The sequence below is a fragment of the Flagellimonas cixiensis genome (assembly GCF_042134615.1).
Lineage (GTDB): Bacteria > Bacteroidota > Bacteroidia > Flavobacteriales > Flavobacteriaceae > Flagellimonas > Flagellimonas cixiensis.
The window spans coordinates 1,125,067-1,139,409 of record NZ_CP169639.1 but is presented as its reverse complement, the minus strand read 5'-3'; the positions used below and the strand labels follow the sequence as shown (position 1 = coordinate 1,139,409).

The window sequence follows — 14,343 nt, the reverse complement described above, 5'->3', positions numbered from 1 at the left end:
CCCTAGATTGTAAGTTTTCGTTTGCGGGCGGTAATTTCCCAAGTATCTATTTTTTTACCGTTTTCTATCACGGAAACTTCATCATGAAGATTAATAGTGGGGCAAATATGATACGGAAGGCCATAAAGAACATCGCCGACTTTGAATTTGCTCCACTCTTCCACTTTGATAACCCCATGCTCTTCACTTTGTGAAAGCAGTTCGTAATGGTCCAAATTGAGAAACTTCACACGTTTATCAATTGGATTTTCAGCAGCCACCGATTTATGTCCCAAATCCACCGTTATAATTCCTTTGGTTGGTTTAGAAATGATTCTGGTAACCAAAAGGGCGGCGTGTTTAAATTTTTGTTCCGTCAGTTTTTCGCCATAACCCCAATCCCAAAGTACGCAAGTTCCCGGGCTTGTGACCCTGTTCTTTTCAATAAGGTGGGAAGTGAAAGAAGGAGTTCCGCCACAAATCATCTGGGCATCGGGATATCTTTCATGCACTGCTTTAAAATAGGCAGATACATCCTTAAGGTCCGATTCAATTTTTTTATTACGGATTGCAAATTCAGGGTCCCTTAAATGCCCGTCGTATACATGAAAGCCCTTAAACTTTATGGCCTTGCAGGTATTGAGAAATGCCATTAAATCATCTAGTTCCTCACCAATTTCAATTCCAGAGCGGTTCATCCCGTTGTTGATGTCAATATAAATGGGAATGGTTACATTTTCCTGTGTTGCTATTTGATTAAATAGTTCAGCACTATCCGGATTATCCAGTAATGTTGAAAAATGGGTGTTTGGAAAATGTTTCATCAATTGAATAAATCGATGCAACTTCGGCCCGACCGGTTGGTGTGCGATCAAAACGGATTTGGCTCCAACTTCGGCTGCAATTTCTGCTTCGGCAATCGTGGAGGCCTTAAAATGGGTAATCCCAGACTCCAAAAGTAACTGCATTACCTTCGGCATTTTGTTGGTTTTTATATGAGGCATCAATCTGTCCGTATTTCCATCCACCAAAGAAATCATTTCTTCTATATTGAATTTCAAATGCTCCACATACAGTGCAATTGATGGGGAATCTACGGTGTCAATATTTTGAATTTCGTACCAGTTTTTCATGCTTTTTGGGTTTGAAGGCTAAAGGTAAGGATCTAAACAAAAATTACATCCAACATTTTATAAACGTATAAACGTTGTGTTTCAAATACATTCAACTTTATTTTTTTGTAGATTTAAGGGTATTAACCATTAATATCTTCTTATGAAAAAAGTAATTATTGCTTCAATGATGGCCTGCACAATTTTGTTTACAAGTTGCTTGGGGTCTTACAGTGCTTTTAACAACCTTAGAGAGTGGAACCAAGGAGCTACGAACAGTAGGTTTTTAGACAATTTAATTTTTTGGGGACTTTGGATCGTACCAGTATATGAATTGTTCATATTGGGGGACACGATAATTTTTAACGTTATCGAATTTTGGTCGGGATCTAATCCGATTGCCATGAAAGAGGGTGAAAGGGAAACACAAATGGTAGAACACGAAGGAAACACTTACAAAATGATCGCCACTAAAAACAGAGTACAGGTTGCAGTGGTTGATGGCCCTAAAAAAGGAAAGAAAATCGATTTGGTGTACAAGCCAAGCGAAAAATCCTGGAATGCGGTTAGACCAAACGGGGAAATTATTAAACTATCTTCATTTGAAGAAGGTTTCTACATTGTTTACATGCCAAATGGAGAGCAAGTAAAAATTGACCCAATGAGCACTAGAGAAGAAGGTCTTGCAATTTTAAAAGAGCACAAGACTTGCTACTATCAAGAAGCGCTTTTGGCTGATTAATATGCTTAATCCCAATAAAAAAACCCATGGCAAACACCATGGGTTTTTTTATGCTCAAAAAGATGAAATCTTAATATCTGTAGTATTCAGGTTTGAATGGACCTTCAACAGTTACTCCAATATATTCCGCTTGGTCTTGTTTCAATTCGGTCAATTCCGCACCTAGTCGAGCCAAATGCAACTTGGCCACTTTCTCGTCCAAATGTTTTGGCAACATATACACATCGTTCTCATATTTGTCACTGAACTTCCAAAGCTCGATTTGCGCCAATGTTTGGTTCGTGAATGAGTTACTCATCACAAAACTTGGGTGTCCGGTAGCACAACCAAGGTTTACCAAACGTCCTTCGGCCAAAACAATAACATCCTTCCCATCAATGGTGTATTTATCCACTTGTGGTTTGATTTCATTTTTGGTATTTCCGTAGTTCTTGTTCAACCAGGCCATATCAATTTCATTATCAAAGTGCCCAATGTTACAAACAATGGCTTTATCCTTTAAGCCTCTAAAGTGTTCTTCACGGATAATGTCCTTGTTTCCTGTAGTTGTGATTACGATATCGGCGTTACCAACAACGGTTTCCAATTTTTTCACTTCAAAACCGTCCATACAGGCTTGTAACGCACAAATAGGGTCGATTTCGGTCACGGTAACAATGGCTCCTGCCCCACGGAAAGATGCTGCTGTACCTTTACCTACATCACCATAACCGGCAACAACAACACGTTTACCTGCCAACATGGTGTCGGTAGCTCTGCGGATGGCATCCACGGCACTTTCGCGACAACCGTATTTATTATCAAATTTGGATTTGGTCACAGAATCGTTCACATTGATGGCTGGCATTGGAAGCGTTCCTTTCTTAACCCTTTCGTACAAACGGTGTACCCCGGTGGTTGTTTCTTCAGACAATCCTTTGATTCCAGCAGCCAACTCAGGATATTGGTCCAACACCATATTGGTAAGGTCACCACCATCGTCTAAGATCATGTTCAATGGTTTTCTGTCTTCACCAAAGAACAAAGTCTGTTCAATACACCAATCAAATTCTTCCTCGTTCATTCCTTTCCAAGCGTAAACAGGAACTCCCGCTGCGGCAATGGCAGCTGCGGCATGGTCTTGGGTAGAGAATATGTTGCAAGAGCTCCAGGTAACTTCCGCTCCAAGGGCAACCAAGGTCTCTATCAACACTGCAGTTTGAATGGTCATGTGCAAACAACCGGCAATTCTGGCTCCTTTTAAGGGTTGTTCCTCTCCGTATTCCTCTCTCAATGCCATTAATCCTGGCATTTCCGCTTCGGCAAGCTCAATTTCTTTTCTTCCCCAATCGGCTAGGGAGATGTCCTTTACCTTATAAGGTACATACGGAATTGTCTTTGTGCTCATACTTTTTCTATATTTACTTTTGTAGCTTAGCTTAAATAGTGCACAAAGATACAAATTCACTTAACTATTGTTATGCCCATTTACAAAACCATAACAGTTTCACCCACCTCCAAGGTATATATTTGGAAAGTGACCGAAGAAGAGGCCGAACTTTCTAAGAGTGTGGAGCTTACCCCGCATTGCCAAAACCGTATGGATGGGATGAAATCGGAGTCGCACCGAAGGGCTTTTTTGAGCATTCGACACCTAATGGCGGAAGCTGGGTATGTAGATCACGATCTGTATTACGATGATTTTGGAAAACCACATTTAAAGGATGGAAAATTTATTTCCATCACCCATTCGCACAATTTTACAGGGATTATTGTTAGTGAAAGCGACGAAGTGGGCATAGATATAGAAATGCAGCGAGACAAAATTTTAAAGATTGCCCATAAATTCACCCCCATTGAAGAATATAAGACATTGGCCAATGCCGAAGCCATTATTCGCAAGTTGACTATAGTTTGGGGTGCTAAGGAATCGTTATATAAAATTTGCGCCGAACGTGGCCTCAGCTTTTTAAGACATATGAACGTCATCGATTTTTCTTTTGATGACACCAGAACCGTTGCCGAAGTTTTATACAAGGGCAAAAAATCGCACTACGAAATCGAATTCTTGGAGTTTGAGGGCTTTACTTGCGTTTATGCCATAAAAATGATGGGCGGATGATGTTTCCTTTTTGTAGATTTACAATCTAAATAGGCAACCCCGATGAATATATCTGTTGAGCTCACGCTTTCACCACTACAAGATAATTTTGAACCACCAATCATAGATTTCATCAAAAAATTAAGGGCTTCTGGGCTAACCGTGCTGGAAAACCCGTTGAGCACGCAAGTGTATGGGGAATATGATGCAGTGATGGAATTACTCCAATCCGAAATCAAAACATCCTTCGAAAATCTAGATCATGTGGTGCTCACCATGAAATTGGTAAAATCTGACCGAAGCGAATATGAACCCCATTTTTGATTTTTTTATAGGCCCTTACGAGGATAGGGAACTTTCTTTGATCATTCTTGAGGCCACCGCTTTTTTCTTTGGAATAGCCAGTGTAGTGTATGCCAAGCGCGAAGATATTTTGGTCTACCCTACGGGTTTGGTCGCTACGGTGATCACGACCTATATTTTTCTAATGGACGACTTATACGGCGATATGATGATGAACTTCTACTATTCCATCATGAGTATTTATGGTTGGTGGAACTGGGCTCGCAGAAAAGACAATAGGGAATGGGTCGTTCAAATTAACAGAACCAACACCAAGGAAAAATGGATCGGTTTTGGCTTTTTTATCCTTACCATGATGGTTACTTATGGGGTATATAAAATATTTGGAGCCGAAATAGGACCAACGAACTACGTGGATATTTTTACATCAGGAATTTTCTTTACAGCTATGTGGTATATGGCCACCAAAAAATTGGAAAACTGGACGCTTTGGATCTTGGGTGATTTGATTACCGTACCTTTGTATGCATACAGGGGATGGGGGATGTTTTCATTACAATACCTCATTTTTACCATTTTGGCTATTCAGGGATATTTAGCATGGAAGAAAAACTTGGTCAACAACCTTCAGACCTCATAAAAATTGTCCTTTTCGGACCAGAATCAACCGGTAAAACCACATTGTCCAAACAATTGGCACAACATTACAACACCGAATGGGTGCCAGAATACGCAAGGGAATATCTTCAAGATAAATGGGATCGCGAACAGAAAACTTGCGAACCACACGACTTGGTTCCCATCGCCTACGGACAAATGCGATTGGAAAATACATTGGCAAAGACTGCGAATCGGGTTTTGATCTGCGATACCGATCTTTTGGAAACCAAAGTGTATTCCGAGGCGTATTACAACAGTACCTGTGATCCTGTTTTGGAGAAGTATGCCTTGAAAAACACCTACGACCTGTACTTTTTAACCAATATAGACACTCCTTGGGTTGCTGATGATTTAAGGGACAAACCAGAGGAACGTGAACGAATGTTTGCGTATTTCAAGGAGGCTTTGGAGAAAAATAACCGAAATTTTATTACTTTAAAGGGAGATAAGGCCACAAGACTGGCAAAGGCAATAAAACACATCGATAAACTTCTCCAAAAACATGATTGAATTGAGTCCTAAAGACTTGGAACAATTGGATTCCAAAGGTATTTCCAAAGAAAAAGTAATCAACCAAATTGAAACATTTAAAGAAGGGATTCCCTTTGTGAACTTGGCACAAGCTGCTGTAGTGGGCAATGGAATCCTAAGATTTTCGGAAAAAGAACACGAAGAACTTGTCAACTATTTTGAAACCCACCGGGGCTCATTAGACTTATTGAAATTTGTGCCTGCTTCTGGAGCGGCATCCCGAATGTTCAAGGCAATGTTCAATTTTTTGGATGCCTATGACCCTTCCAAAGAAAGCTTGTCGAAATATATAGCTCGAACAGGTGATAAGGACGCACAAAAGTTCACCGAGCAAATGCCCAAGTTTCCTTTTTATAATTTGATTATGGAACGCATCGAGGGCAAGGCTGCCAATAAGGATGAGGAGGCGTACCTTTTTGTTTGTGAAATGTTGACGGAAAGTGGGTTGAACTACGGATTTTACCCAAAAGGACTTTTACCTTTTCATAAATATGAAGAAGATACGGCAACGCCCTTCGAAGAGCATTTAAAAGAAGCTGTCCTTTATGCCAAGACAGACGGCAAGGCCAATCTACATTTCACGGTTTCCGAGCAGCATGATGAAATGTTCAGCGATGAAGAAAATGCCGTTGCGCCAAAAATCTCTAAAGAAACCGATACATCGTTCTCTATTTCTTATTCCAATCAAAAACCATCTACTGATACAATTGCCGTGGATATGGACAACCAACCATTTAAAAATGGTGATGGCTCCATACTTTTTCGTCCAGGAGGTCATGGAGCATTGATAGAAAATCTAAATGATCAAGATGCAGACATCATATTCATTAAAAACATCGATAATGTAGTGGTCGATAAGAATTTGGAAACCGTTGCCAATAGTAAAAAAATGCTTGCAGGTGTCCTTAAAAAAGTTCAGGATAAAGCCTTCGACTATGCCAAAATGATGGAAGAAAATGAGGTTACGGTCGAAAAAGCAGACGAAATCAAATCGTTTTTGGAACGAGAACTCAATGTCCGTATGCCCAATAACTACGATGAATTGGGGGTAAATGAGCAAAAGGAAGTTTTAAAAGATAAAATCAATCGCCCCATACGAATTTGCGGAATGGTTAAAAACGAAGGCGAACCCGGAGGCGGTCCATTTTGGATCAAGGATGCAGATGGAAATATTTCCCTTCAAATTATTGAGTCGGCACAAATTGATGCCGGTAATGCCGAACAAATGAACATTCTTAAAAATTCAACCCATTTTAATCCTGTGGATTTGGTGTGTGGTGTTCGAAATTTTAAGGGTGAAAAATATGACCTGCTCGACTTTGTCGATGCAAAACAAGGTTTCATTACAGGGAAAACCCAAGAAGGAAAAGAGCTAAAAGCCTTAGAACTCCCTGGACTGTGGAATGGCGCCATGGCCTTTTGGAACACCATTTTTGTGGAAGTACCCCTGGTTACTTTTAATCCAGTAAAAACGGTGAACGATCTCTTAAAGCCAACCCACCAAGTTTAGTTGAAAATTCAAAGCATAATAATCCGCTGTCTATCAAGGCAGCGGATTTTTTTTGCCCTAAAAGTGACCTTTTGTTTCTTAAGGTGTCTAACAATATATCGGACAATTGATCTTATGATTTAAGGTTGAGTTGTTGGATACCACAATTGGATTTCGACAATTCGAGTAATTGTCAAGATTTAGGTTGGTTGATTTGGTTGGAAAGCCGTACTACGCGTGCGGCTTTCTTATAACCACCAGTAAACAACAGAGAGAATGCTATTAAAAATTGTTTTGTTTTTCAATGTTATTTCTGTTTCAATTGCTGTGTATATGTTGATTTCATACGTAAAAGGAAAGAAAAATAAAAACAACGAAAATCGTTCGGATGATGCTATATGAACACTAACCAAAGTATTATCCCTTATGCCAAACTGTACCATGGTCTTATTTCCTTGTGACCATTGATTGGCAACAATGAAAGGCTGCTTCGGCAGCCTTTCTTATTTACAGGCAAAACTTAAAATTTCTTCTTTTGTTATGAAAAATGAAAGTCGAGCATTACATTTGCGCCATCTCAAAGGGGTGCTTTAGTTTAGTGTTAAGTGCTAAATAAAAGGTTTTAGGTATCTACAATTCGCTACTTGAAGCTTTTAACTCAAAACTTAAAACTAGAATAAGGCTGAGATTATACCCAATGAACCTGGGCGGGTAATGCTGCCAAGGGAATGCGCAAGCCGCATCTTGGAATTTCTATGTTTCTTTAGAAACAACAATCAATTTACTAACAAGAATAATGACCCCTTTTATTCGTAACATTTTTACGGATGAAACTCTATTCAATTATTCAAGGCAATTCCGCTGCCTTAAAATGCGGAACTATGCAATCGAGGAAGAAAAGTAAGGACCATCGCCTTAAAATGCTTGCTTCAACCATGGCTTTCTCTGCCTTGGCACTTGGCGCAAGTGCCCAAGAAACAGAAACCGATTCTTTGGAAGGCAAAAAAGTGGTGCTCGATGAGGTATTGGTGCAAGCAGTGCGGGTAACCAAAGAATTTCCGATTACTTTTTCCAATTTGGACAAAGAACAACTTCGCTCCAGAAACTTGGGACAAGATGTTCCCATTCTAATGAATTTTATGCCAGCTGTAGTTACTACTTCCGATGCGGGAGCAGGGGTTGGTTATACCAGTATACGGGTTCGAGGGAGTGATGCCACGCGAGTGAACGTGACCATCAATGGTATTCCGTATAATGATGCCGAATCCCAAGGGACTTTTTGGGTTAATATGCCCGATTTTGCCTCTTCCACCCAAAGTTTGCAATTGCAACGTGGTGTGGGAACGTCGACCAATGGAGCCGGAGCTTTCGGTGCAAGTTTAAACATGCTTACCGACGCCTTTTCAGAAGAAGCCTATGCGAGGATTTCATCTTCAATCGGAAGTTTCAATACGCTTCGGAACAATGTAAAATTCAGTACGGGACTTTTAAACGACCATATTGAATTTTCGGGAAGACTGTCCAGAATCACATCCGATGGTTATGTGGACCGCGCAAGCTCTGAGCTGGATTCCTATTTCCTTCAAGGGGTGTATAAAGATGACAATACCTTGATCAAAGCTTTGCTTTTTGGCGGACATGAAATTACGTATCAAGCATGGAACGGTATCACCGCAGAGGAGTTGGAAACCAACAGGACGTTCAACTCGGCTGGAATGTACACCGATGCCAATGGAAACATTCAGTTTTATGATAATGAGGTCGATAACTACAAACAAGACCACTTTCAATTGCACTGGAGTGAAACTTGGAGTCCAGAATGGGACATGCACATAGCTTTGCACTATACTAAAGGCCGTGGATTTTTTGAGCAATACCGTGACGACGACGATTTTTCAACCTATGGTTTGGAACCCATAACGGTGAATGGGGAATTGGTAGAAAACACCGATTTGATCAGAAGAAGATGGTTGGACAATGATTTTTATGGAACCGTTTTCTCAACCACCTATACCAAAGATAAATTGAAAATGATCATTGGTGGGGGCTACAACAAGTATGAAGGTGATCATTTTGGCGAAATCATCTGGGCACAATATGCCAGCAATAGCGAGTACAGGGATCGGTATTATGACGATACTTCTACCAAGACCGATTTTAATGTATATACCAAAATCAATTACCAATTGAACAACCAATGGTCTGTTTTCGGAGATATGCAATACCGAAATGTAGGGTATCAAGCCAATGGTGATGATACTGGTTTGGTCGATGATACCTTTGATTTTTTCAATCCAAAGGCTGGAATTACGTTTGATTTGAACCAGAACAACAACTTTTATTTCTCGTATGCCAGGGCCAACAGGGAACCCAACCGAAACGATTACGAAAGTGGGAATCCAAAGCCAGAAAAATTAAACGATTTTGAATTGGGCTGGCGATACGTTTCACCAAGTTTTCAATTGAACACCAACCTGTACTATATGAAGTATAAAGATCAGTTGGTGCTTACTGGTGAATTAAACGATGTGGGGGCGCCTTTGCGTGCCAATGTGGGTGACAGTTACCGTTTAGGATTGGAAGTAGATGCCAATATCCAACTATCCAAATCATTTAGTATTAGGCCAAATATTGCCTTGAGCGACAACAGGAATAAAGACTTTTACTTTCAACGCGACGGAAGTCTTCAGAATTTAGGAAACACTAACATTGCGTACTCACCTCAAATTGTGGCAGGGAATATTTTAGCCTATCAACCAAAAGAAAATTTCCAGGTCGCTTTGTTGACAAAGTTTGTGGGAGAGCAATACATGGGCAACATAGATTCTGAGAATTCTACCTTGGATAGTTATTCACAAACCGATTTTAACGTACAGTATGTTATCGAAACCAATTCGTTTGTGAAAAGCATTGTGCTATCTGGATTGGTGAACAATATTTTTGATGCAGACATTGTATCGAACGGCTATTTTTACACCTATGATGATGATTGGTCCAACCCAGGTTCGGTGACCACCATCGAGGGGGCTGGGTATTATCCACAGGCAGGAATTAATTTCCTGTTGGGAGCCACCATTAACTTTTAAATTGAATGGGATGCCATATTTAAATATGGCATCCCATTTCTCTATTCTATTTTAGTTGGAAATAATCACCGTATTTCCACTCAGTGAAGTGTTGTAAAAAAGCATGTCGTAATAACGATTTCCGTCATCAGGTCTATCCAATTGTTGCCCCGTAAACAGGCTATAGGTATACCCTTCGCAATCGCAAACCACATTTTGTCCATCAATGGTCATAGTGGAACAATTATTTGGAGCGTGGTTGGGACAACTTGCTTCAAAAGCATAAAACGTATTTAAGCTGGATTTGATCACAAAAGCACCTCGGGTGCCCACACCACTATTACCCACATAAATGGGATTTCCTATACTGTTGAGGTTGGCATATAGTGGAAGATTCAAGTTGATCTCGAACCTGAAATTCACCTCTTGCAGGTACGGATTTCGGTTGCTGTTATCTGAGCTGCAAGCTAAAATGAGCATCAAAATAAAAAGGCTCCAAATGTGCTTCATTGAGTGTGTTTCTGAAGGTTATCCCCGCAAAGTTGAACAAAATTTACCTATATTTGCGTTAAATCCTCGCAAAAAACCATGCTGGATCATGGGTGTCGTAGAGGATTTTTTCTATTTGTAAGAACGAGTGCATTGGGGAAATTATTTCGATTTTCTTCAATGTTTCTATGTATTAAAAATTAAGGATATGAGTAATATATCTTACTATACACCAGAAGGATTAAAGAAATTAAGGGATGAATTAAACCACCTCAAAGATGTGGAGCGTCCTAAAGCCTCTCAGGCTATTGCCGAGGCAAGAGATAAGGGAGATCTTTCAGAAAACGCGGAGTATGATGCCGCAAAAGAAGCACAGGGACTTTTGGAAATGAAAATTTCTAAAATGGAAGAAACTTTGGCCAATGCCCGATTGATTGATGAATCACAACTGGATACTTCCAAAATTTTGGTGCTTTCCACAGTGAAATTGAAGAACCAGGCCAATGGCATGGAGGTAAAGTATACTTTGGTAGCCGAAAGTGAAGCTGACCTGAAAACGGGAAAAATATCCGTGACTTCACCTATTGGAAAAGGACTTCTTGGAAAATCTGTTGGGGATGTGGCCGAGATCAAAGTGCCCAACGGCACCTTGAAATTTGATATTTTGGAGATTACAAGGGAATAAGCGCAAACAAAATTCTTATATTTAATCCCGTCTCAGCACGGGATTTTTTATTTAAACCAACGAACAATGCCTAGTATTTTTACCAAGATCATCAACGGAGATATTCCATGTTATAAAATAGCAGAAGATGAGGACAATTTTGCTTTTTTGGATATCAACCCCAACTCCAAAGGGCATACCCTTTGTGTGCCCAAAAAAGAAGTGGATAAGATTTTGGATATGGAAGAGGAGGCCTATATGAAATTAATGTCCTTTTCAAGAAAAGTAGGTCTGGCATTGGAGAAAGCAGTGCCTTGTAAGCGAGTGGGCATGACGGTTATTGGACTGGAAGTACCCCATGTGCACGTGCATTTAATTCCGTTGCAAACTATGGCCAACGCCACATTTCAGTATAAGGAATCACTTACCCCAGATGAGTTTGAAGCGGTTGCGGAGAAAATCAAATCCTTTATTGATTAAAGTGCTCCAAATAAAAATATACGCCTGCAGCAACCAAGCATAGCAATACTATTATTAGGATAAAAAATAAGGTAGTAAAGCGAACCGAGGGTCTGTCGGCCTGTACCAATTTGTTGTAATAATCAAATACCCGTTCTATATCTTCGGTCCAATTTACCGGGTAAATCGTAGAATTACAGGTTTTACACTTGATTTCATGGGTGACCTCACCCGTGGTTCTATGAAACAACGGATTAAAGGTGTGCTTTTGATAAAAGGTAAGTGATAGTTCTTGGTTAAAACATTCGGGGCAATTGTTAGTAATATCAGCTTCCTTTATTATGAGTTGTTTTTCCTTAGACATGGATTCAATTTTCTATTACTCTTAGGGAAATTTGCATGATAGTTCCTTCTTTACTTGACGAAAATACTTTAATTTTTCCTTTATGGTATTCCTCGATAATTCTTTTCACCAAGGAAAGTCCTAATCCCCAACCCCTTTTTTTAGAGGTAACACCAGGATTAAAAATGTTCTGATAATCACTTTTTGCAATACCATGTCCAGTATCGGAGATCATTATATTTATGTTTTGCCCCTTTTTTTCTATTTGAAGGGCGATATTGCCCTTTCCCTTCATGGCATCGATGCCATTCTTTACCAAATTTTCAATGCTCCAATTGTATAAAGGAGGGTTTAATAGTACGGCTGCATGTTCCACATTGCTGCTGAATGAAAAATGTACCAGTTTGGAGCTTCGCTGTTTTAGGTAATCAAAAGCTTTTTCTGTTTCGGAAACAATATCGTGTTCCTTAAGTTCTGGAATGGACCCGATTTTGGAAAAACGCTCCGTAATGGTTTGCAAACGATCAATATCTTTACCAATTTCTTGTGTGACCTCTGGATTGATGTCTTCCGTTTTTAATAATTCGTTCCAACCCAGTAGCGAAGTCAATGGCGTTCCAATCTGGTGGGCCGTTTCCTTGGCCATTCCTGCCCAAAGTTTGTTTTGTTCCGATGCCTTATTGGTTCTAAAAAAGAAGAAAATTACCGTTCCGAACAAAAATATGATCAGCAACAACGCAAGTGGGTAATATTTTAATTTGTTCAATACTTCGGAATTCCCATAATAAAGGGTTTCCAATAATTCTTCCTCTTGAATGATCAGGATAGGTTCATTCTCATTTTTAAATTGGGCTATCTTTTTGCGGATATAGGTGCTGTCGTTTACCTTATCTTCGGGAATATTGTGGGTTTTGTACGAGCCTTCCTCGTTCACCAAGATCATTGGGGTAGAAGTGTTGTTTCCAAGCACCTTCAAGGTAAGGTTGCCCAATTCTTGGTCCACACTGGATTGAATCAATTCTAACTGGGCAGTGGCCCAAATCTCCATTTTTAAACGTTCCTCTTCCTTGAACTTTTTAAAAAAGCTGTTGGTGTTCCAAAGAATCAAACTCACAATAACAAATGCCGAAACAAGCATAATAATATTGGAAGCTTTCCTTTTAGGACTGAAGTTCATGCTAGGTGAAATTGTTATTAAAGATAACCGAAAATGGAAAACATGTTAATACTTAGTTTGAATAACGGCTAGTATTGGGATTCATTTTGTGTACTTTTGAAATTCAACAAAAATTAACATTCATGGAAGTTCAGGGAAGAATCAAAATGATCGATGAGACCAAGTCCTATGGTAACAATGGTTTTAGGAAAAGAGAAGTGGTAGTGACCACCGAGGAACAATATCCACAACATATTTTAGTAGAATTTGTTCAGGATAAATGTGATTTGCTGAACAGTTACAGTGTTGGTCAAATGGTAAAGATCAGCATTAACCTAAGAGGAAGAGAGTGGACCAATCCGCAAGGAGAAACCAAATATTTCAATTCTATCCAGGGTTGGAGAATTGAGAGTCTTCAGCCAGAATCCAATACAGAAGGCATGCCACCAGTGCCTCCAATGGAAGCCTTTGAACCAGCCGACGATTTTAATGAAGAAGATCACGACGACCTTCCTTTTTAAGGAAGCTCAAGTATAAAACTTTGAAAATCTGGACTTTTGATCCAGATTTTCTTGTTTTTGGACCATTGTGTATTTTTAAGGAAAGTAGCCCCATGGAAAATATGCCGCTTCACTTTTTGAGCAATAGGTTGGAATTTCCTCCTGTACATACCGCAAATGCAGATGGTCTTTTGGCTGTGGGTGGTGATTTGTCCCCGGAACGTTTAAAATTGGCCTATGAAAATGGGATTTTTCCCTGGTTCAACGACGATTCCTTGATTCTTTGGTGGAGTCCAGACCCAAGAATGGTGCTATTTCCCAATAAGCTCAAAGTCTCTAAAAGTATGCGGAAGGTGATTAGAAATAAACAATTCACACTTACGCAGAACACTTGTTTTGATATGGTGATGGATTACTGTGCCAATGTGGACCGTAAGGATCAGGAAGGTACATGGATCACTCCCGAAATGAAATCTGCTTATGTGGCGCTGTACGAAAAAGGAATGGCAAAATCTTTTGAGGTTTGGAAAAATGACCTTTTGGTCGGTGGACTATACGGGGTGGATTTGGGCCATGTATTTTGTGGGGAAAGCATGTTCAGTTTAGAACCCAATGCCTCTAAATTTGCCTTTATAGAAATGGTACGGGAGCTGACCCAGAAAAACTATAAACTCATCGACTGCCAAGTACATACCGATCATTTGGAAAGTCTCGGAGCGGAATTGATTTCTAGGGAGCAATTCTTATCTATCCTGCAACACTGATACTGGT

At 39.9% G+C, this 14,343-nt stretch carries 16 protein-coding genes; 11 read left to right on the top strand and 5 right to left on the bottom strand.

The window, feature by feature from the left end; all coding sequences use genetic code 11:
* Nucleotides 1-2: 2 nt before the first annotated feature.
* Nucleotides 3-1,112, bottom strand: a complete 1,110-nt coding sequence (locus ABT310_RS05050; RefSeq protein ID WP_375325658.1) for a D-TA family PLP-dependent enzyme — start codon at nucleotides 1,110-1,112, stop codon at nucleotides 3-5.
* Nucleotides 1,113-1,254: 142 nt separating this feature from the next.
* Here ABT310_RS05050 and ABT310_RS05045 point away from each other — a divergent pair, with 142 nt between their 5' ends.
* Nucleotides 1,255-1,833: a DUF3332 domain-containing protein gene (locus ABT310_RS05045; protein WP_375325657.1), complete on the top strand. Its 579-nt coding sequence runs from the start codon at nucleotides 1,255-1,257 to the stop codon at nucleotides 1,831-1,833.
* A 70-nt stretch (nucleotides 1,834-1,903) separates the two neighbouring features.
* Here the strand turns inward: ABT310_RS05045 and ahcY are convergent, their stop codons facing one another.
* Nucleotides 1,904-3,220, bottom strand: coding sequence for an adenosylhomocysteinase (gene ahcY, locus ABT310_RS05040; protein WP_375325656.1), 1,317 nt, complete (start codon nucleotides 3,218-3,220; stop codon nucleotides 1,904-1,906).
* A 72-nt stretch (nucleotides 3,221-3,292) separates the two neighbouring features.
* Here ahcY and ABT310_RS05035 point away from each other — a divergent pair, with 72 nt between their 5' ends.
* The 6 genes from ABT310_RS05035 to ABT310_RS05010 all read left to right on the top strand — a co-directional run bounded on the left by ABT310_RS05035 (nucleotide 3,293) and on the right by ABT310_RS05010 (nucleotide 9,982).
* A complete protein-coding gene (locus ABT310_RS05035; protein ID WP_375325655.1) occupies nucleotides 3,293-3,934 on the top strand; it encodes a 4'-phosphopantetheinyl transferase family protein in 642 nt (213 codons plus the stop codon).
* A 42-nt stretch (nucleotides 3,935-3,976) separates the two neighbouring features.
* Nucleotides 3,977-4,237, top strand: coding sequence for a thiamine-binding protein (locus ABT310_RS05030; protein WP_375325654.1), 261 nt, complete (start codon nucleotides 3,977-3,979; stop codon nucleotides 4,235-4,237).
* Nucleotides 4,221-4,856, top strand: a complete 636-nt coding sequence (gene pnuC / locus ABT310_RS05025) for a nicotinamide riboside transporter PnuC (RefSeq protein WP_375325653.1) — start codon at nucleotides 4,221-4,223, stop codon at nucleotides 4,854-4,856. The genes ABT310_RS05030 and pnuC overlap by 17 nt, the downstream gene beginning before the upstream one ends.
* On the top strand, nucleotides 4,817-5,386 hold the full coding sequence (locus tag ABT310_RS05020) for an AAA family ATPase (RefSeq protein ID WP_375325652.1): 570 nt from the start codon (nucleotides 4,817-4,819) through the stop codon (nucleotides 5,384-5,386). The genes pnuC and ABT310_RS05020 overlap by 40 nt, the downstream gene beginning before the upstream one ends.
* Nucleotides 5,379-6,917: a DUF4301 family protein gene (locus ABT310_RS05015; protein WP_375325651.1), complete on the top strand. Its 1,539-nt coding sequence runs from the start codon at nucleotides 5,379-5,381 to the stop codon at nucleotides 6,915-6,917. The genes ABT310_RS05020 and ABT310_RS05015 overlap by 8 nt, the downstream gene beginning before the upstream one ends.
* A gap of 860 nt (nucleotides 6,918-7,777) precedes the next feature.
* A complete protein-coding gene (locus ABT310_RS05010) occupies nucleotides 7,778-9,982 on the top strand; it encodes a TonB-dependent receptor (RefSeq protein ID WP_375325650.1) in 2,205 nt (734 codons plus the stop codon).
* Nucleotides 9,983-10,033: 51 nt separating this feature from the next.
* On the opposite strand, the gene ABT310_RS05005 is transcribed toward ABT310_RS05010, so the two are convergent.
* Nucleotides 10,034-10,471 carry a hypothetical protein gene (locus ABT310_RS05005; RefSeq protein ID WP_375325649.1) on the bottom strand — a complete coding sequence of 146 codons (438 nt, stop codon included), beginning with the start codon at nucleotides 10,469-10,471 and terminating at the stop codon, nucleotides 10,034-10,036.
* A gap of 187 nt (nucleotides 10,472-10,658) precedes the next feature.
* Between ABT310_RS05005 and greA the strand changes: the two genes are divergently transcribed.
* Entirely contained in the window at nucleotides 10,659-11,135 is a 477-nt protein-coding gene (gene greA, locus ABT310_RS05000) for a transcription elongation factor GreA (protein ID WP_375325648.1), read from the top strand.
* Nucleotides 11,136-11,201: 66 nt separating this feature from the next.
* Nucleotides 11,202-11,594 (top strand): HIT family protein, encoded by a 393-nt coding sequence (locus ABT310_RS04995; protein WP_375325647.1) that lies wholly within the window; start codon nucleotides 11,202-11,204, stop codon nucleotides 11,592-11,594.
* Here ABT310_RS04995 and ABT310_RS04990 read toward each other — a convergent pair.
* On the bottom strand, nucleotides 11,584-11,937 hold the full coding sequence (locus tag ABT310_RS04990) for a hypothetical protein (RefSeq protein ID WP_375325646.1): 354 nt from the start codon (nucleotides 11,935-11,937) through the stop codon (nucleotides 11,584-11,586). The genes ABT310_RS04995 and ABT310_RS04990 overlap by 11 nt on opposite strands.
* Before the next feature lie 4 nt (nucleotides 11,938-11,941).
* Nucleotides 11,942-13,093, bottom strand: coding sequence for a PAS domain-containing sensor histidine kinase (locus ABT310_RS04985; protein WP_375325645.1), 1,152 nt, complete (start codon nucleotides 13,091-13,093; stop codon nucleotides 11,942-11,944).
* A 122-nt stretch (nucleotides 13,094-13,215) separates the two neighbouring features.
* On the opposite strand from ABT310_RS04985, the gene ABT310_RS04980 reads away from it, so the two are divergent.
* Nucleotides 13,216-13,593, top strand: coding sequence for a DUF3127 domain-containing protein (locus ABT310_RS04980; protein ID WP_375325644.1), 378 nt, complete (start codon nucleotides 13,216-13,218; stop codon nucleotides 13,591-13,593).
* A gap of 92 nt (nucleotides 13,594-13,685) precedes the next feature.
* On the top strand, nucleotides 13,686-14,336 hold the full coding sequence (gene aat, locus ABT310_RS04975; protein ID WP_375326149.1) for a leucyl/phenylalanyl-tRNA--protein transferase: 651 nt from the start codon (nucleotides 13,686-13,688) through the stop codon (nucleotides 14,334-14,336).
* Nucleotides 14,337-14,343: the final 7 nt, after the last annotated feature.